This window comes from Microvirga sesbaniae, assembly GCF_025460805.1.
Classification (GTDB): domain Bacteria; phylum Pseudomonadota; class Alphaproteobacteria; order Rhizobiales; family Beijerinckiaceae; genus Microvirga; species Microvirga sesbaniae.
Map to the genome: position 1 here is coordinate 73,490 of NZ_JAMXFJ010000002.1, position 18,845 is coordinate 92,334.

General features: G+C 66.5%; 18 protein-coding genes. 11 read left to right on the forward strand and 7 right to left on the reverse strand.

The window, feature by feature from the left end; all coding sequences use genetic code 11:
• Positions 1–113: 113 nt before the first annotated feature.
• Together OCW50_RS03045 and OCW50_RS03050 are read right to left on the reverse strand one after the other, a co-directional pair.
• On the reverse strand, positions 114–710 hold the full coding sequence (locus tag OCW50_RS03045) for an exopolysaccharide biosynthesis protein (RefSeq protein WP_262270603.1): 597 nt from the start codon (positions 708–710) through the stop codon (positions 114–116).
• A gap of 134 nt (positions 711–844) precedes the next feature.
• Entirely contained in the window at positions 845–1,114 is a 270-nt protein-coding gene (locus OCW50_RS03050) for an usg protein (protein ID WP_210806483.1), read from the reverse strand.
• Between the two features lie 196 nt (positions 1,115–1,310).
• Here OCW50_RS03050 and OCW50_RS03055 point away from each other — a divergent pair, with 196 nt between their 5' ends.
• Positions 1,311–2,159, forward strand: coding sequence for a methionyl-tRNA formyltransferase (locus OCW50_RS03055; RefSeq protein WP_262296399.1), 849 nt, complete (start codon positions 1,311–1,313; stop codon positions 2,157–2,159).
• A gap of 185 nt (positions 2,160–2,344) precedes the next feature.
• Here the strand turns inward: OCW50_RS03055 and OCW50_RS03060 are convergent, their stop codons facing one another.
• Positions 2,345–4,717 (reverse strand): PAS domain-containing sensor histidine kinase, encoded by a 2,373-nt coding sequence (locus OCW50_RS03060; RefSeq protein ID WP_262296400.1) that lies wholly within the window; start codon positions 4,715–4,717, stop codon positions 2,345–2,347.
• 544 nt (positions 4,718–5,261) lie between these two features.
• On the reverse strand, positions 5,262–5,789 hold the full coding sequence (locus tag OCW50_RS03065; RefSeq protein WP_262296401.1) for a flavin reductase family protein: 528 nt from the start codon (positions 5,787–5,789) through the stop codon (positions 5,262–5,264).
• A gap of 302 nt (positions 5,790–6,091) precedes the next feature.
• On the opposite strand from OCW50_RS03065, the gene OCW50_RS03070 reads away from it, so the two are divergent.
• The 7 genes from OCW50_RS03070 to OCW50_RS03100 all read left to right on the forward strand — a co-directional run bounded on the left by OCW50_RS03070 (position 6,092) and on the right by OCW50_RS03100 (position 12,563).
• Entirely contained in the window at positions 6,092–7,012 is a 921-nt protein-coding gene (locus OCW50_RS03070; RefSeq protein WP_262270599.1) for a branched-chain amino acid ABC transporter permease, read from the forward strand.
• 14 nt (positions 7,013–7,026) lie between these two features.
• Positions 7,027–8,439 carry a high-affinity branched-chain amino acid ABC transporter permease LivM gene (gene livM, locus OCW50_RS03075; RefSeq protein ID WP_262296402.1) on the forward strand — a complete coding sequence of 471 codons (1,413 nt, stop codon included), beginning with the start codon at positions 7,027–7,029 and terminating at the stop codon, positions 8,437–8,439.
• Entirely contained in the window at positions 8,439–9,281 is an 843-nt protein-coding gene (locus OCW50_RS03080; protein WP_315974390.1) for an ABC transporter ATP-binding protein, read from the forward strand. The genes livM and OCW50_RS03080 overlap by 1 nt, the downstream gene beginning before the upstream one ends.
• Positions 9,278–10,051 carry an ABC transporter ATP-binding protein gene (locus OCW50_RS03085; RefSeq protein WP_262296403.1) on the forward strand — a complete coding sequence of 258 codons (774 nt, stop codon included), beginning with the start codon at positions 9,278–9,280 and terminating at the stop codon, positions 10,049–10,051. Before OCW50_RS03080 ends, OCW50_RS03085 begins: the two co-directional genes overlap by 4 nt.
• Positions 10,051–10,413 (forward strand): DUF6867 family protein, encoded by a 363-nt coding sequence (locus OCW50_RS03090; protein ID WP_262296404.1) that lies wholly within the window; start codon positions 10,051–10,053, stop codon positions 10,411–10,413. Before OCW50_RS03085 ends, OCW50_RS03090 begins: the two co-directional genes overlap by 1 nt.
• A 240-nt stretch (positions 10,414–10,653) precedes the next feature.
• On the forward strand, positions 10,654–11,781 hold the full coding sequence (locus OCW50_RS03095) for a branched-chain amino acid ABC transporter substrate-binding protein (protein WP_262296405.1): 1,128 nt from the start codon (positions 10,654–10,656) through the stop codon (positions 11,779–11,781).
• Between the two features lie 395 nt (positions 11,782–12,176).
• Entirely contained in the window at positions 12,177–12,563 is a 387-nt protein-coding gene (locus OCW50_RS03100; RefSeq protein WP_262296406.1) for an ACT domain-containing protein, read from the forward strand.
• Here OCW50_RS03100 and OCW50_RS03105 read toward each other — a convergent pair whose 3' ends face one another.
• Positions 12,564–13,031: a DUF1203 domain-containing protein gene (locus OCW50_RS03105; protein ID WP_262296407.1), complete on the reverse strand. Its 468-nt coding sequence runs from the start codon at positions 13,029–13,031 to the stop codon at positions 12,564–12,566.
• 269 nt (positions 13,032–13,300) lie between these two features.
• Positions 13,301–14,029: a cytochrome c biogenesis CcdA family protein gene (locus OCW50_RS03110; RefSeq protein ID WP_262270591.1), complete on the reverse strand. Its 729-nt coding sequence runs from the start codon at positions 14,027–14,029 to the stop codon at positions 13,301–13,303.
• Between the two features lie 95 nt (positions 14,030–14,124).
• Here OCW50_RS03110 and OCW50_RS03115 point away from each other — a divergent pair, with 95 nt between their 5' ends.
• Complete coding sequence (locus OCW50_RS03115) at positions 14,125–15,126, forward strand: P1 family peptidase (RefSeq protein WP_262296408.1); 1,002 nt, start codon at positions 14,125–14,127, stop codon at positions 15,124–15,126.
• Positions 15,127–15,275: 149 nt separating this feature from the next.
• Here the strand turns inward: OCW50_RS03115 and OCW50_RS03120 are convergent, their stop codons facing one another.
• Positions 15,276–16,517, reverse strand: a complete 1,242-nt coding sequence (locus tag OCW50_RS03120) for an NAD(P)/FAD-dependent oxidoreductase (RefSeq protein WP_262296409.1) — start codon at positions 16,515–16,517, stop codon at positions 15,276–15,278.
• Between the two features lie 211 nt (positions 16,518–16,728).
• Here OCW50_RS03120 and rpe point away from each other — a divergent pair, with 211 nt between their 5' ends.
• Positions 16,729–17,400, forward strand: a complete 672-nt coding sequence (gene rpe, locus OCW50_RS03125; RefSeq protein ID WP_262270588.1) for a ribulose-phosphate 3-epimerase — start codon at positions 16,729–16,731, stop codon at positions 17,398–17,400.
• Between the two features lie 58 nt (positions 17,401–17,458).
• Entirely contained in the window at positions 17,459–18,772 is a 1,314-nt protein-coding gene (purB, locus tag OCW50_RS03130) for an adenylosuccinate lyase (protein WP_262296410.1), read from the forward strand.
• Positions 18,773–18,845: the final 73 nt, after the last annotated feature.

The following is an 18,845-nucleotide window of genomic DNA, read 5'->3' on the forward strand; positions in this document are numbered from 1 at the left end:
CCGCCGGGCGCCTCGTACCCCACCTGGCACACCACTTTGGGGACCGAGGCTCAAGTCTTTGAGCGGCGCACCGTTCGAGGCGAAAAACCGGGTCCACTTTTCCGCACGGTGCGCTAGATCAGCTTCTCGATCCCGGCGAAGATCGCGTAGACGAAGCCGAGGCTCAAGGTGAGGCCGATGGAGCCGATCACCAGGCCTCCCAGGATCACGAGGCCGTCGCGCTCCACCAAGCCCAATCCGACCAGGCACACGGCCAGGCCCAAGGGGATCTGCCCCACGAAAGGCGGCGCGAAGAGAAGCCCCAGGGCCAGGACCAGGATGACTGCGCCCATCAGACGCATGGTGAAGGGCGTGTCGAGGAAGGTCATCCGGGGCCGCGAGATGCGCTCCAGCCGACGGAAGACCGGAATGGCGCGCCCCACGGCGCGCTCCACGTCGGTCCGGGCGACCGACCTGTTCATGAGCTGGCGCGGCAGCCAGGGCGCGTCGCGGCCGAAGACGATCTGGATGGCGACCAGGGTCAGGAGCAGGCCGCAGACCAGCGGGATCGGCGGCGGCATGGGGAGGCAGTTCGGCAGGCCGAGCAGCACGATGAGAAGGGCGAAGGCCCTGTCCTGGAGCACTGCCATGATCTCGCGCACGGTCAGGCGTTCGCCGGGCTGGGAGGCAAGGGCGAGGAGGATTTGAGAAGTGCGCGCGTTGGAAAACAAGGAGCCCTGGCAGGTTCGGGGATGCTCAGGGCGCCTCTCTACCCGAGTTAGGGTCCGGGGCCAAGGCTCTGGGTCAAGGCTCTGGGTCAAGGCTCTGGGTCAAGGCTCTGGGTCAAGGCTCTCGGCTTCCGGCCTCAGTGGATGTTGATTTCTCCCTGAACGGCCCGGAACTCGGCGGGCTTGATGAGCTGCGCATGGGTGATCGTGACGGAATGCAGAGGACCGGCAAGCTCACGCTTCCAGAAGTCCAGGAAGTCGATCAGGACCGGAAACCGGGGGGCTAGGTCGTATTCCTGCCAGATATAGGTCTGCAGGAAGGACGGGTGATCGGGCATCCGGTAAAGGATCTTGGCGGTCGTCAGCCCGTAGCCTTCCATCTGGCGGATGAAGTCCTTCGATACCATGCGAACTCCTTCTCTCAAGCTCAAGCGAGCCGTTCCGACAGGTGTCCGCCCCGGTGGCACAGGCGGTTCCCTGCCCTATGCTCAAGGCTAAATCTTGAGTGCACACCGAAGTTCCTGCAAGGGGACGGGGTTGCACATCCACGCGATCTTGCGTTGATTGCCTGAACGGAACCACGAGACGAGGAGATCACCGGGAATGCGCTTTGCCTTCGCGGGAATCGATTTTCTCGGAGACGTTTTCGAGACGCTGCTCGCCAGGGGTTGGGAGCCTGTCAAACTCTTCAGCCGTCCCTGCGACGGGATCTACGATTTCAACGACGTGACGGTCGCCCGCGCCCGCGCCCTGCGGCTGCCGATCCAGATGTCGCGGATCCACTCGGCCGATCTCGCCGGGCTGAGAGCTCTGGGGTGCGAGGCCCTCGTGGTGGCGGGCTATCCCTGGCTGATCACCGGCTGGGAGCGCCACCTTCCCTATGCGGTCAACTTCCATCCCTCGCCTTTACCCGTCGGACGCGGGCCCTACCCGCTCTTCCAGGCCATCCTGGACGACCTGCCCGAATGGGGCATGACCGCCCATGTGCTGGAGCCCGCCTTCGATACCGGGGCCATCGTGGTCCGGAGGCGGTTCCCTCTGAGTCCGACGGAAACGCACGATACGCTGCTCGCCAAGTGCCAGATCGCCGCCAAGGAGATCTCCCAGGAGCTGGCCGACGACCTTCCCCGGCTCTGCGCCGAGGCGCGGCCGCAAGGCCCCGGATCCTACTGGCCGCGGATCACCCAGGCCCAGAGGACCGTCGATTGGACGGGGGGGATCCGGGACGTGCTGCGCACCATCCGGGCGTTCGGGTCCATCGAGACCTTCGCGCAGATCGATTCGCGCTACGTCTATGTTTGGGAAGCGGCCGGCTGGGAGGAGCCGCACGGGTACCGGCCCGGGACCCTGGTCCACAAGCATCGTCGGCACATGGTCGTCGCCGCCCGAGACGGCTTCATCCAGGTGACCGGCTGGAGCCCGTATGCGCCGGGGCCCGCCCGGGGAAAATAGCCGCTCGCTCCCGGGGGACGCGGCTCCTTCGTCACCGGCGGCGCTTCACCATCTTCCAGGCCTGGCGGAGGATGAGGAGGTTTCGGATCAGCTTGAACATCGGGTTTCCCTGAAGAACGACCTGCCCGTCAAGGAGAGTGCAGGCCCGAAGGTTCCGGCCCGATCCGGACCGGGAGCCGTCCGCCTCACGCCAGCGGCGCATCCACCGAGCAGACGATTCCCGCCGGCCGAAACGCGATCTGGGCGACCCCGTTGAGCTCCTGCGACAGACTGCGCTCGATGAGCCGGGAACCGAACCCGCGGCGGCCCGGGGGCTGGACCGGCGGCCCTCCGGTCTCCTCCCAGCGCAGATGAAGGCGAGGCGAAGGCGACACCTGCTCGACGTCCCAGGAAACCCTGACCTCTCCCGTGGCGTTCGCCAGCGCGCCGTACTTGACCGCATTGGTGGCGAGCTCCTGAAGCGCCATGGCCAAGGCCAGCGCCATGCGCGGCGACAGCCGGACCTCCGGGCCGCTCAGGTGGAGACGATCCTCTCCCCGGCTCGCATAGGGGGCCACCGCCTGGGCGACGATCTCCTGAAGTTCGGCGCCTTCCCAGCTTTCCCGCGTCAGCACGTCGTGGGCGCGGGCCAGGGCGATCAACCGCCCCTCCAGGGCTTCCTTGGCATCGCGCATGCTCGCCGCATTGCGAAGGGTCTGGGAGGCGATCGACTGCACGGTGGCCAGGGTGTTCTTGACCCGGTGGTTCAGCTCGTGAATGAGCAGGGTGCGCTGCTCCTCCGCGCGCCTGCGCTCGCTGATGTCGCGCTGGATCCCCCAGAGCCGCCGCAACTCGCCGTTCTCCACGATCCCCGTCATGCTGTTGTCGAAGAACTTGCGGTTCCCGGCAGCGTCGCGCTCGACGGATTCGACCCCGGTCAAGCTGTATCCGGAACGGATGACCTCGGCGAGGAAAGCCCGGGCCTGGGGATCGGACGACGGCAGCGGGAACTCGAGCGAACGGCCGATCATGTCCTCGGCCCGCGAGAGCCCGTACATCGCCGCCATGGCGTCGTTGCACTCGACGAAGCGTCCCCGGCGGTAGGCGAGTTCGACCTGCTCGTCCACCGGCAGAGACGTGTCGAGGGGAGGATCGAACTCGAGAAGCCAGATGCCCTCGGAGCTGTGCGCGATGAAGGTGCGGTAGCGGTCCTCGCTCTCGCGCAGGGCGGCCTCGGCGTCCTTCTCGGCCGTCACGTCCCACTGGGCGCCGAGCGAACGGACGAACCGCCCGTTGGCGTCCCGGATGAGCTTGGTCCGCGCGGTGACCCAGCGCAGCTCGCCGGTATCCGCCCGGAAGATCCGGAACTCGTAGTCGAGCTGGCGGCGCCCGGGATCGGCGACGGCCGCTCGCGTTTCCGCCTCGATCCGCGACCGGTCCTCGGGATGCACGAGGGCGATCCAGTCCTCATACGAGAAGAAGCCGGAGAGGTCTTCGTGCAGGCCGTAGAGGTCCAGATATTCCGGCGATGCGATCGCCTTGTTGGTTCTGCGGTCGAACTCGAAGCTGCCGATCCTGGCGGCCTCCTGGACCTGACGGAGCCGCTCCTCGCTTTCCCGGCGGGCATCCTCGGCCACCTTGCGCTCGGTGATGTCATCGAAGAGAACGGCGATCAGACGGCGCTCCGGATCGTCGATCCGATAGGCGAAGACATCGTACCACCGCCCCTGGGCGGGCGCCTCGTGCTCGAACCGCGCCGGTTCCCCGTTCAGCGCGACCCTGCTGTAGACGTCGTACCAGTACTCCTCGTGGGCGGGGCTCAGCGAGCGCATGCTCCTGCCCGCCACGTCGTGCAGGCCGGTCTGCGCCTCGAACACGGGATTGACCTCGATGAAGACGTAATCGACCGGACGGCCCTGCTTGTCGAAAACGGGCTCCAGGATGCAGAAGCCCTGATCCAGCGCTTCGAAGAGGGCGCGATAGCGCGTTCCCGTCTCGCGGAGCGCAGGCTCCCGGCTCGCACGAGGGCCATCTTCGGCAATAATCCTGCCGGTCGTCTCGGTGGCCGCGCAGTAGAAGCCGGCAACGCCCCCCGTCTCGTCCCGGATCGGGGTCCAGGAGAAGGTGAGCCATCGCGCGGGCCGGTCGGCACGGGCCGCCAGGACGACCGGACGATCGGTGACATGCTGCGCCTCGCCGGCCATCGTGGCCGCGATGACGGCGCGGTACTCGTCCCAGATTTCCGGCCATGCGGTCCGATACGGCTTCGCCAGCGCCGCCGGATGCCTGGTGCCGAGGATCGGCACGAAACCGTCGTTGTAGAGCGACGTGCATTCCGCCCCCCAGGCGATGCAGGCGGGTTGCCGGGACGCCAGCATGAGGTCGACGAGGGTCCGGAGGCTCTGCGGCCAGGCCTGGATGGGTCCCAGGGGCGTGCAGGCCCAGTCGTAGGCCCGGATGCGCTCCCCCATCTCGCCGCCGATCGCGGGCCAATGGGATCGGTCGGGCGTCGGGTGGGCCGGCACCTCCCGGTGCCCGGATGGCCGGGGGGTTCCCCCCTCGAGGGCGCCGTCGTTCATCGGGCGGCTGCCCGGGAGTGCGGCAGGCGACCGACCGTGGAAGAGCGAACCCGACGAGGCGCCCCGGCGTCCGAGACGAGGACTGATCTGGTCGGGCTTGCGGACATCCCCTGCCTCTTGGCTCGACGCGTGCCGTCGCGACGTTCCCGGGCAAAATAACGCCGCCGGAAAGGCGATCAAGGGATGGGGCGATCCTTGCCCGGACCGCCGAAAGTCTTGCCCGTCGCGAGCGCGCCGGCGACGGGCAAGAATTTCAGCGGTCCGGCGCGGAACCGAACGTCCGCTGGGGCATTGACCCGTCACGAAGGCCAATGCCCCCAGGTCTTCGAGACCCTCAAAGCCCTTCACCGCCCCCGTGAAGGGCTTTTTCTTTGGCCGGGCCGGAACGACCCGGACGACTGGAACTGCATGGCCCAGCTGAAACCGTCGCCCGCCTCGATCGTTGGGTTTCCTGAAGGCTGTCCTGTTGGCCTTCAGGACCGGGAGGCCTCCTCATGTGCCGGCGACGGCGGGTGAGGAGGCCTTTCAGTTCTGTCCACAGTTTTCAGAGCTTGTGGTAGTGCCGCCCCTGATAGATCAGGGTCGGCTTCCGCTCACCGAGCCGGATCCGGACGATCTCGCCGATGATGACGTGGTGGGTGGCGACCACCCGGGCGTCGCTGATCCGGCAATCGAAGGACACGAGGCTCGTCGCCAGGGCCGGCGAGCCCGTCACGAGCTTTTCCCACGTCCCGACGGTGAAGCGGTCCTGGCCCTGGAGACCGGTGCGGCCCGCGAAGATATCGGCGAGCGGCAGATCCTCGGCTCCCAGGGTGTTCACGCAGAAGGCCCGATTGGCCAGCAGGGCCTGCGCGGACCGGGACGCCGTATTGACGCAGACCAGCAGCGAAGCCGGGCTGTCGGTCACCGGGGTGACGGCCGTAGCCGTGAAGCCCGCCCGTCCGGCCTCCCCGTCGGTCGTGACCACGTGAACGGCCGCGGCCGCCCGGCTCATCCCCTCCCGAAAGAGGACGGCATCGGGGCTCTCAGTCCCTGTGGCGGCTGACGTGGGGGTGGCTTGAGACTTCGACATTCTGATCCGGAGCAAGCCTCTTCCACGCTTTTCCGCAGAGCACAAGGCTGTTCGGACCCATATGGCCCCTGGCCTTATCCTTTGGAAGCGGTAGGCAGAACGGAACTTGCCCAGTATTGCATCAGCGCCTGCCGCATATTCCATCATGGGTGGTGATAGGAAACTTAACAGAACGTTGTCGAACGAAAATCCGTTTGCTAGAGACACCAGCATCTTACGGCAGGCTTGGCGTTGCTCGGGCATCGTGCTTTCCTGCGGTGTTTCCCAAGAATGACCCCGATCCAGAGGGGCAAGGGTAGGACATGGAAATCTTTGTGCAGCAGCTCATCAACGGGCTGACTCTGGGGTCGATCTACGGCCTCATCGCCATCGGCTACACGATGGTCTTCGGCATCATCGGCATGGTGAACTTCGCCCACGGCGACGTCTTCATGCTCTCCGCCTTCATCTCGCTGATCTTCTTCCTCATCCTGACCACCTGGCTCGGGATCTCGTCCGTCGCGCTGGCGCTCCTGATCGTGCTCGTGGTCGCGATGGCGCTCACCTCCCTGTGGGGCTGGGCCATCGAGCGGATCGCCTATCGGCCCCTGCGCGGCTCGTTCCGTCTGGCGCCGCTGATCTCGGCCATCGGCGTCTCGATCTTCCTGTCCAACTTCGTCCAGGTGGCGCAAGGAGCGCGCAACAAGCCGACCCCGCCCATGGTCCAGGACGTGATCGTGCTCTTCCAGGGCGCGAGCGGCTACAACGTCGCCCTCTCCTACAAGCAGATCATCATCATGATCACGACCGCGGTGCTGCTGACGATCTTCTGGTACCTCGTCCAGAAGACGTCCCTGGGCCGGGCCCAGCGCGCCTGCGAGCAGGACCGCAAGATGGCCGCCCTGCTCGGCATCAACGTGGACCGGACGATCTCCCTGACCTTCGTCATCGGCGCCGCCCTCGCGTCGGTCGCTGGCACCATGTATCTGCTGTATTATGGCGTGGTGAGCTTCAACGACGGTTTCGTGCCGGGCGTGAAGGCCTTCACGGCGGCGGTTCTGGGGGGCATCGGCTCGCTCCCGGGCGCCGTCCTGGGCGGGCTGATCATCGGCCTCATCGAGACCTTCTGGTCGGCCTATTTCTCGATCGAGTACAAGGACGTGGCCGCGTTCTCGATCCTCGCCATCGTGTTGATCTTCATGCCCTCCGGTATCCTCGGGCGGCCTGAGGTCGAGAAGGTCTAAGGAGCCTGAGAGCCATGAACGCTCCTTCCATCACCACTGCCGAGCAGACCCAGGCCGTGACCAGAACCTTCGACCTGGGCGCCGCCCTCAAGGACTCGCTCCGGACCGCGCTGATCACGCTCGGCCTCTCGATCCCGATCCTGGCCTACAAGACGGACCAGTCCGGCGCCGACCTCTTCCTCACCCCGCGCTGGGGCCTGGTGGCGATCATCTGCGCCATCGTGTTCGGCCTGCGCATGGTGCTCCACGCCTTCACGGCGTCGCGCGCCTATCGTCAGGCCACGCCCAGCGCCCATCAGGCGACGGAGCCGGTCCATGCGGAGCCGAGCGCCTTCCAGCACGTGTCGAAATTCGCCATTCCGCTCTTTCTCGGGGTCGCCCTCGCGTTCCCGCTCATCATCTACCTGATCCAGGGCGGATTGAACGAGTCGCGCTACTGGGTCGATCTCGGCATCCTGATCCTCACCTACGTGATGCTCGGCTGGGGCCTGAACATCGTGGTGGGCCTCGCCGGCCTGCTCGATCTGGGCTACGTGGCCTTCTACGCGGTCGGGGCCTATTCCTACGCCCTGCTCTCGACCACCTTCGGCCTGTCGTTCTGGATCTGCCTGCCGCTGGCCGGCATCCTGGCCGCCTTCTGGGGCATGATCCTCGGATTCCCGGTGCTGCGCCTGCGCGGCGACTACCTGGCCATCGTGACGCTCGCCTTCGGCGAGATCATCCGCCTCGTGCTCATCAACTGGGTGGACCTGACCAACGGCGGCGCCGGCATCTCGTCGATCCCGCGCGCCACCTTCTTCGGCCTGCCCTTCACGGCCGGCGAAGGCGGGTTCGCCCAGACCTTCGGGCTCGAATTCAACGGCATGCACCGGATCATCTTCCTCTATTATCTGATCCTCGTGCTGGCGCTGATCACCAACTTCGTGACCATGCGCCTGCGCAAGCTGCCCGTGGGCCGCGCCTGGGAGGCCCTGCGCGAGGACGAGATCGCCTGCCGGTCGCTGGGCATCAACACCACCAACACCAAGCTCACCGCCTTCGCCATCGGGGCCATGTTCGGCGGCTTTGCCGGCTCGTTCTTCGCGGTGCGCCAGGGCTTCGTCTCCCCGGAGAGCTTCAACTTCCTGGAATCGGCCATCATCCTGGCCATCGTGGTGCTCGGCGGCATGGGCTCGCAGATCGGCGTGGCGATCGCCGCCATCGTGCTGGTCGGCGGCCCCGAAATCCTGCGCAACCTGACCTTCCTCCAGGCCATCTTCGGATCCGGCTTCGACCCGAACGAGTACCGTCTGCTCCTCTTCGGAGCCGGCATGGTGGCCATGATGGTCTGGCGTCCGCGCGGCCTCATCTCGGAACGTGAACCCTCGGTGATCTTGAAAGAGCGCAAGGCCATCTCCGGCTCGCTCGTGAAGGAAGGACACGGCTAATGCGCTGGCTGCAGGATCCCATCCTCGACGTACAGCATCTCACGATGCGCTTCGGCGGCCTCGTCGCCGTCAACGACCTCTCCTTCAAGGCCGGGCGCGGCGACATCACCGCCCTGATCGGACCCAACGGAGCGGGCAAGACCACGGTCTTCAACTGCATCACCGGCTTCTACAAGCCGAGCGAGGGCATGATCGCCCTTCGCAAGCCCGACGGCTCGCACCTGCTCCTGGAGCGCCTGCCGGGCTACGACATCAACTGGAAGGGCAAGGTCGCCCGCACGTTCCAGAACATCCGCCTGTTCTCCGGCATGACCGTGCTGGAGAACCTGCTGGTGGCCCAGCACAACCCGCTGATGATCGCCTCGGGCTTCACCTTCCTGGGCGTTCTCGGCATCGGCGGCTACCGCAAGGCCGAGAAGGAGGCCATCGAGAAGGCCAAGTACTGGCTGGAGAAGGCTCGCCTCATCCACCGGGCCGACGACCCGGCCGGCGACCTTCCCTACGGCGATCAGCGCCGCCTGGAGATCGCCCGCGCCATGTGCACGGACCCGCTCCTGCTCTGCCTCGACGAGCCCGCGGCCGGCCTCAACCCCCGCGAGTCCCTGGAGCTCAACGAGCTCCTCCTGTCGATCCGCAAGGACAACGGCACGTCGATCCTCCTGATCGAGCACGACATGTCCGTCGTGATGCAGATCTCGGACCACGTGGTGGTGCTCGATTACGGCACCAAGATCTCGGACGGCGCCCCCGCCGAGGTCAGGAACGATCCCAAGGTCATCGCCGCCTATCTCGGCGTGGCCGATGACGAAGTCGAGAAGGTCGAGGCGGAGGTCGGCGCATGAGCACCGCTGGAGCAAACATCGCGATGCAGAGCCAGGTCTCCCCGGCCCGCCAGCCGCTTCTGAGCGTCAGGGGCGTGAAGACCTATTACGGCAACATCATCGCCCTCAAGGGCGTGGACATGGACGTCCACGAGGGCGAGATCGTCACCCTGATCGGGGCCAACGGGGCCGGCAAGTCGACCCTGATGATGACGATCTTCGGCAACCCGCGGGCCCGCGAGGGCAAGATCACCTATGCGGGCCAGGACATCACCCGGACACCGACCCACGAGATCGCCCGCATGTCGATCGCCCAGTCGCCCGAAGGCCGGCGCATCTTCCCGCGCATGACGGTGTTCGAGAACCTGCAGATGGGCGCGTCCCTGCACAACATGGCCCATTTCGACCAGGACCTGGAGCGGGTCTGCACCCTGTTCCCGCGCCTGAAGGAGCGCCTCCAGCAGCGCGGCGGCACCCTGTCGGGCGGCGAGCAGCAGATGCTGGCGATCGCCCGCGCGCTCATGAGCCGGCCGAAGCTCCTCCTCCTGGACGAGCCGTCGCTCGGCCTCGCGCCCCTGATCGTCAAGCAGATCTTCGAAATCATCAAGGAGCTGAACGAGAAGGACGGGATGACCGTCTTCCTCGTGGAGCAGAACGCCTACCACGCGCTCAAGCTGGCCCATCGCGGCTACGTGATGGTGACGGGCAACATCACCATGAGCGGCACCGGCAAGGACCTTCTCAACGATCCGCAGGTCCGCTCGGCCTATCTCGAAGGGGGGCATCACTGATGCAGGGCATCCTGTACGAAGAGCCGTCGATCTGGCTCTTCCTTCTCATCACCGTGATCATGGGCGGCTGGGCGGCCTGGATGACCGGGCGGGCCATCGCCCTCACCTGGCGTCCGTTCTGGACTCTGATCCTCTACCTGTTCATCCTGGGCGCCGCGGTGCGGTTCATCCATTTCGCCCTGTTCGGCGGAACGCTGCTGTCGATCCACTACTACGCCATCGACACCATCGTGCTGCTGATCGTCGGGGCGCTCGGCTTCCAGTACCGCCGCGCCCGCATGATGACCACGCAATACCGCTGGCTCTACGAGCGGACCGGCCCGTTCTCGTGGCGGGAAAAGGCTTCCGCGACCGGATCCTAGCGCGTTTTGCGGGAAAGTGGCGCGGGCTTCCGGCGGGAGCGCTGCGCCGCTTTAAGAAGACCGGGCATCGGATTGATCTCAAAAGTGGTTTCCACTTTCGGGTATGATGCTCCGGCCAAAAAGATTCCCAGGTGACATCCGCTCAAAAACCAGCATGATGCAACCTTGGATGACGGGTCTACCGTCAAACCGGCCCCACGAGGAAGAGGGGCCTAAAAAACCACCCAGAGGAGTGACCTCATGAAAAAAATGCTGTTGACCGGCGTGGCGCTTGGTCTTGGCCTCGCCTTCTCCAGCGCAGCCAGCGCCCAGATCAAGATCGGCGTGGCTGGCCCCATCACCGGCCCGAACGCGGCTTTCGGCGCCCAGCTGAAGAACGGCGTCGAGCAGGCCGTCGAAGACATCAACGCAGCCGGCGGCATCAATGGCCAGAAGCTGCAGATCGTCGTCGGTGACGACGTGTCCGATCCGAAGCAGGGCGTGTCCGTGGCGAACAAGTTCGCCGCCGAGGGCGTGAAGTTCGTCGTCGGCCACTTCAACTCCGGCGTCTCGATCCCGGCCTCTCAGGTCTATGAAGAAGCCGGCATCGTCCAGGTCACCCCGGCCTCGACCAACCCGCAGTTCACCGAGCGCGGCATGTGGAACACCTTCCGCACCTGCGGTCGCGACGACCAGCAGGGCGCCGTCGCCGGCGGCTATCTCGCCGACAAGTTCAAGGGCAAGAAGGTCGCGGTCATCCACGACAAGACCCCCTACGGAAAGGGCCTTGCCGACGAGACCCAGAAGGCCATGAACGCGAAGGGCCTGAAGGAAGTCGTCTATGAAGGCGTGAACCCGGGCGAGAAGGACTACTCCGCCCTCGTGTCGAAGCTGAAGCAGGCCGGCGTGGACGTGGTCTATTTCGGCGGCCTCCACACGGAAGCCGGCCTCATCATCCGCCAGATGCGCGACCAGGGCCTCAACGCCCCGCTCATGTCGGGTGACGGCATCGTGTCGGCCGAGTTCGTGTCGATCGCCGGCCCGGGCGCCGACGGCACCCTGATGACCTTCTCGCCGGATCCGCGCAAGAACCCGAACGCGAAGGACGTGGTGGCCAAGTTCAAGGCCAAGAACTACGAGCCCGAGGCCTACACGCTCTACAGCTACGCGGCCACCCAGATCCTGGCGGATGCCGCCAAGCAGGCCGGCAGTGTCGACGGCAAGAAGGTCGCCGACATCATGAAGTCGGGCAAGCCGTTCAAGACCGTGATCGGCGACATCTCCTACGACAAGAAGGGCGACATCACCCGTCCGGACTACATCATGTACGTCTGGAAGAAGGGCGCCGACGGCAAGATCGACTACACCGGCAACGAACTCGCCATGTAATCGACCGGCCTGGCGGCCGACGGACAGACCCGCCCTGGCGACAGGGCGGGTTTTCTTATGGAGGGCTCCGACCGGACCCCGCCGGGATCCGGGCATGGGGCTTGTCCGCCGTCCGTGGCTAACGAAGGCGTCATGGCCGGGCCTGTCCGGCCATCCCGAAACGGAAAAGCGCGGCGCTCTCCACAAGCGGGATCACCGGCATGAGCCCGGTGATGATGCGAAAGCATCGGACCCAAAAGTGGACTTGCACTTTTGGGATTCATCCGATGCTTTCTTCTTGAATGAGAGCATCGGTCAGGACGGACCCAGCGGGCCGCGCCAGCGAAAACCGGGGCCACTTTTCCGTCCGATGCTCGAAAGCGATCGATCCGCCCCCTCTCACGGATGGAGCACAGATGCCCGCCCTCGATCTCTCCCTGCTCAGGGACGTCTACGCCGTCTGCCGGTATCCCGCGGGCTCCCCGGCCAAGGCTCCATCACCCGGATCCTTCTCGCTTCTGGTCCAGGCCGCCGAGGAAACGACCCTCGTCTGCCCGATCGAGGAGGCGCCGCCCGGATCCGAAATCGATGCCGGCTGGCGCTGCTTCCGGATCGGGCAGAGCTTCGATTTCAGCGTCCCGGGCATCCTGGCGTCCGTTCTCGCTCCCCTGGCCCAGGCCGGCATCGGCATCTTCGCCACCTCGACCTTCAGCACCGACTACGTGCTGGTGAAGGCCGGGGATGCACGGAAAGCCGTTGCGGCGCTCGAGGAGGCCGGACACAGAGTCGGTCGCCAGACCTGATCAGGCCCGTTCGATCCTGGCGCCAAAGCAGCCGCGCCGGGCGAAATGGGCATCGACATGCGCGACCCGAGAATTGGCGAGGAAGCGCTGGATCACCCGCAGCACCTCCGCCCCTTCGGCCACCTCGGCCTCCACGATGAAGGCCTGCTCATCGTAAGCCCGCAGGGACAGAAGCCGGTCCCGCAGCATGGGCGCCAGCTCGCCCTGATAGGTCCCGGTTCTGCCGGAGCGGCTGACGAAGATCGGGCCGGCTGCGCGATAGGGCGATGTCGGGGTCGTCTGATGGGCATGGTTGAGCAGCAGCAGCTCCTCCCCGACGGCGGCACGGGTCAGCGACACCCGGCAGGGGAAGGCATCGGGCTCGTCGGCGTAGACGCGCTTGGCCCCGTGGGTCTCAAGGTCGGCGTCGGCCATCTCGAACAAGGGGGCGAAAGGCTCGGCCTCGAGGCCGCGGATCCGGAACGACATGAGAGGTCTCCTTGATGGGAGCGCCAGAATGGCAAGCCGTGCCCGGCGGCACGACCCGATTCCTGTGCCGCCTCCTCGCCCGCATGCCGTGGCCGTTCTGCCCCTGGCCCACGTCATGGCCGGCCTTGTGCCGGCCATCTCGATACGGAGAAGCGCCGTGCCTCACCGCATCGAGATCACCGGGACAAGCCCGGTGATGACGTGGAGAACGTGGTCCGGGCCGGCGCCGACACCCTCCCAGGTCATGGCCGGTGGGCGCCAAAGTCCACCTATCCGAGCCGTCCGAGCACCGGGAACGTCTCCAGGAGCCAGAACGACAGGGTGGTGATCCAGCCGGTGAGGAACGCGACGCCGGTGAGGACGAGGAGCACGCCCATGACCTTCTCGACCAGGGCGAAGCGCGAGCGCATGCGCTTCAACAGCGCCACGAAGGGCCTCATGGCGAAGGCCGCGAGCAGGAACGGGATGCCGAGGCCCGCCGAATAGGCGGCGAGCAGCAGGGCTCCGCGGGACACGCTGTCCTCCGAGCCCGCCACGGTCAGGATCGCGGCCAGGACCGGTCCGATGCAGGGCGTCCAGCCGAACGCGAAGGCGAGGCCCATCACATAGGCGCCCCACAGGCCGACCGGCCGTTCGACGGTGAAGCGGGCCTCCCGGTAGAACAGCCCGATGCGGAACAGCCCGAGGAAATGCAGGCCCATCACGATAATGGCGATGCCGGCCACCGTGCTCAGGACATCGAGATATTGCCGGATAGCCTGACCCAGCGCGGAGGCCGTCGCGCCCAGCAGCACGAAGACGGTCGAGAAGCCGGCCACGAACAGCAGGGCGGCCAGGACGGCGCGCTGGCGCACGGCGCGGTCGTCGCCCGCGCTGAGCCGGTCGAAGGTGGTCCCGGCCAGGAACGACAGGTACGGCGGCACCAGGGGCAGCACGCAGGGGCTGAGAAAGCTGATGAGGCCGCCGAGCGCCGCGGCCGGATAGGAAACACTGAGCATGGGAGCCTTCTATCCTGTCGCGCCGTCACGAGAAAGGCGGTGAAGCGCCGGTTCGCCAGCTTGTGAAGGCGGCCGATTTCCGGTTTGCTCGCCCCATGACACAAAGCCGCAATCTCATCACCGACGTGTCCGGCCTTCGCATCGGCAATGCCCAGGACGCCCGTCTCGGCTCGGGCGTGACCGTGGCCCTCTTCGACGAGCCCGCCGTCGCCTCGGTCTTCGCCATGGGCGGAGCCCCGGCGACCCGGGAGACCGACCTGCTCGACCCGGACAAGATGGTGCCGGCCATCCACGGCGTGGTGCTCTCCGGCGGATCCGCCTTCGGGCTCGATGCGGCGAGCGGCGTCCAGGCCTGCTTGAGGGAACAGGGGATCGGCTTCGCGGTCCGCGACGCGCTCGTGCCCCTGGTGTCCCAGGCGTCCATCTTCGACCTCGTCAACGGGGGCGACAAGGATTGGGGCCGCTATCCGCCCTACCGGGAACTCGGCTACGAGGCGGCCCGGCAGGCCGGGCCGGACTTCGCTCTCGGCACCGCCGGTGGCGGCTACGGCGCCACGACGGCGAACCTGAAGGGGGGCCTGGGCTCGGCGAGCGCCCTGACCTCGTCGGGCCATACGGTCGGCGCCCTGGTGGTGGTCAACAGCATCGCCTCGGCGGTCATCGGAGACGGCCCGCATTTCTGGGCCGGTGCCCTGGAGGAAGGCCGCGAGTTCGGCGGTCACGGCCATCCCGCCCGGGTCGGCCCGGACCAGCGCAGGCTCGTGTGGAAAGGCGGCCCGCAGCCGGCCACCACCATCGCGCTGGTCGCGACCGACGCCGTCCTGACGAAGGCTCAGGCCAAGCGCCTCGCCGTCGCGTCCCATGCGGGTCTCGCCCGCGGGCTGCGCTTCTCGCACGCCCTCTTCGACGGGGACACAATCTTCGCCGCCGCCACGGGCCGCAGGCCGCTGGGCGACGAGGCGGCGGCGTTCACCGAACTGACGGCGCTCGCCGCCGACTGCCTCAGCCGCGCCATCGCGCGGGGCGTCTACGAGGCGACGGCCCTGCCCTATCCGGGCGCGCAGCCGGCGTGGCGGGATCGTTTCGCGGCCGCTTGAAGCATCGGACGTGTCATCGACCTCACGCCCGATGCTTCAAGCATTTTTCACGCAAAACCGGTTCCCGCTTTTGCACCCGATGCTCTCATTCAAGAAGAAAGCATCGGATGGATCCCAAAAGTGCAAGTCCACTTTTCACGTCCGATGCTTTAGAACCGCTCCGCCCGATAGGGCCTGGGGTCGACCACCGGGGTCTCACCCGTGATCATCTCGGCCAGCAGGCGGCCGGTGACGGGCCCGAGGGTCAGGCCGTGATGGGCGTGGCCGAAGCCGAACCACAGGTTCTTGTGCTTCGGGGCCGGACCGATGATCGGCATCATGTCCGGCGTGCAGGGCCGCATGCCCATCCACGGCTCCGGATCGACCCGCTCGCCCAGGGGGAAGAAGTCGCGGGCGATCGGCTCGGCGCGCTGGAGCTGGACCGGGGTCTTGGGCGCGTCGCGGTTGGCGAATTCCGCCCCCGTGGTGAGGCGGATGCCCTTCGACATGGGGGCCAGGAAGTAGCCGCGGTCGAAATCCAGGGTCGGCCGGTTGAGCACCGCATTGCCCTCGGGCTTGTAATGCATGTGGTAGCCGCGCTTGACCGCCAGGGGCAGGTCGTAGCCGAGCTTCGACGTGACCACGTCCGCCCAGGCACCGAGGGCGATGACCACGGTGTCGGCGTCCACGGGACCCTTCTCCGTCTGGATGCGCCAGCCGGTCGGCGTCTCCTCCAGGGTCCGGGCATCCCCGGAGGCGAGCTCGCCGCCGAGGCGCTCGAACAGCCCGACATAGCCCATGGTCAGCATGTGAGGATCCGACACCGAGGCCGGATCGGTCCAATGGATGCCGCCCTTCGTCTCCACCTTGAGATGCGGCTCGCGCTCGGCGACGGCCCGGGTGTCGAGGGCGTCGAAGTTGACGCCGAAATCGCGCTTCACATCCTCCGCGTCCTTGAACTGCTCGTCGCGGCTCTTCTCGTCCCGGAACACCTTCATCCAGCCGGTCGGGCGGATCAGGTGCGTGGAGCCGGATTCCTCCGCCAGGGCCATGTGCTCGGTGACGCTGCGCTCGATGAGCGGCGCGTACATCCGGGCGATCGCCTTGTGCTGGGCGGGGCGCGAGTGCATCCAGTATTGCCACAGGAACGGCGCCAGCTTGGGGATCGCCGCCCAGTGGTAATGGGCGTCGATGGTGTTGTTCAGGGCATAGCGCAGCAGGGCGCCGAAATCGTGCGGAAAGCCGTAGGGGTAGACGCCCTCGCGCTGGATCAGGCCGGCATTGCCGAAGGAGGTCTCCTCGCCGGGCTTGCGCCGGTCGACCAGCAGAACCGAGCGTCCGCGCTTCTGCAGATGGACGGCAATCGACACGCCGACGATCCCGGCCCCGAGAACAACCACATCCTTACGCATGAAGGCCCTGCCCCGTTCAAAGTCGCTTCCGGTCACGGGAAGCGTGTTCGTATCCTTGCGACGAGGCCATCTTTACTCCTGATGGATCGAGGCCGTCCATGGAATTCCTGTCGCAAAGGGGCCTCTCCCCAGCCAAGTGGTCTTGAATTGGTCGGGATCGGTGGCGCGATGCCCCGTTGCGGCCGGAAAACGCTCGTGCTACCGGCGCGGCATGACACGTCCCCTTCTCATCGCCCCTTCGATCCTCGCGTCCGATTTCTCCAAGCTCGGCGAGGAGATCCGCGCCATCGACGCCGCCGGAGCGGACTGGATCCACATCGACGTGATGGACGGGCATTTCGTGCCCAACATCACCATCGGGCCCGACGTGGTGAAGGCGCTGCGTCCGCACACCTCGAAGCCCTTCGACGTCCACCTGATGATCGCGCCGGTGGATCCCTACCTCGAAGCCTTCGCCAAGGCGGGCGCGGACATCATCAGCATCCACGCCGAGGCGGGGCCGCACCTGCACCGCTCCCTGCAGACCATCCGGAGCCTCGGCAAGAAGGCCGGCATCGTTCTGAACCCCGGAACGCACGAACGAGCCATCGAGCCGGTGATCGACGATGTCGACCTGATCCTCCTGATGACGGTCAATCCCGGCTTCGGCGGCCAGGCCTTCATCCCGTCCGTCGGCACCAAGCTGCGGCGGATCAAGGAAATGGTCGGCGACCGCGACATCGACATCGAGATCGACGGCGGCGTGACGCCAGAGACCGCGCCCCTGGTGGCCGAAGCCGGCGCCAACGTGCTCGTGGCCGGGTCCGCCACGTTCAAAGGCGGTCCTTCCGCCTATGCGGCCAACATGGCGGCCATTCGCGAGGCGGCCGCGAAGGCGCGTTGAGATCGAAGGGCTATCGTGCTACCGCGCGGGCATATCACCCGCGTGGAAGTGGAAAGCCATGATCCCCCGTTACAGCCGTCCCGAGATGGTGGCCATCTGGTCGCCCGAAACCAAGTTCCGCATCTGGTTCGAGATCGAGGCCCATGCCACCACGGCGCTGGCCAATCTCGGCGTCGTGCCGAAGGAAGCGGCGGAAACGGTCTGGGAGAAGGGCTCCAGGGCCACGTTCGACGTGGAGCGGATCGACGCGATCGAGCGCGAGGTCAAGCACGACGTCATCGCGTTCCTGACCCATCTGGCCGAGATCGTCGGACCCGAGGCCCGCTTCGTCCATCAGGGCATGACTTCGTCCGACGTGCTCGACACCACGTTCAACGTGCAGCTTGCCCGCGCGTCCGACCTGCTGCTGCGCGACCTCGACGAGCTGCTCGCCGCCATCAGGCGCCGGGCTTTCGAGCACAAGATGACGCCGACCATCGGCCGGTCCCACGGCATCCACGCGGAGCCCACCACGTTCGGACTCAAGCTCGCCCAGGCCTATGCCGAATTCGAGCGCTGCAAGCTCCGGCTGATCGAGGCCCGGCGGGAGATCTCCACCTGCGCCATCTCGGGCGCCGTCGGCACCTTCGCCAATATCGACCCGAGCGTGGAGGAATACGTGGCCGAGCAGATGGGCCTGCAGGTCGAGCCGGTCTCGACCCAGGTCATCCCCCGCGACCGGCACGCCATGTATTTCGCCACGCTGGGCGTCATCGCATCCTCCATCGAGCGCCTCGCCACGGAGGTCCGCCACCTGCAGAGGAGCGAGGTCCTGGAGGCGGAGGAGTTCTTCTCGGCGGGCCAGAAGGGCTCGTCCGCCATGCCCCACAAGCGCAACCCGGTGCTCACCGAGAACCTGACCGGGCTGGCCCGCATGGTCCGGGCCTATGCCATGCCGGCCATGGAGAACGTGGCCCTGTGGCACGAGCGGGACATCTCGCATTCCTCCGTCGAGCGCATGATCGGGCCCGACGCCACCGTGACCCTGGACTTCGCGCTGGCGCGGCTCACGAACGTCGTCGACAAGCTCGTGGTCTATCCGGAGAACATGCAGAAGAACCTGGACCGCCTGGGGGGTCTCGTCCACTCGCAGCGGGTTCTCCTGGCCCTGACCCAGAAGGGCGCTTCCCGCGAGGACGCCTACCGGCTGGTCCAGCGCAACGCCATGCCGGTCTGGCGCGGCGAAGGCGACTTCCTGACCCTGCTCAAGAACGACGCCGACGTGACGAAGTACCTGTCCGCGGACGAAATCGAGGCCTGCTTCGACCTCGGCTATCACTACAAGCATGTGGATACGATCTTCGCGCGGGTCTTCGGCGCGGGAGGCGCATAGCTCGGGGGCTGGAAATATTTCCACAATTTGCAACAATCCCCACTCAGGAGATCAACGGCGCGGGGATTGTTGC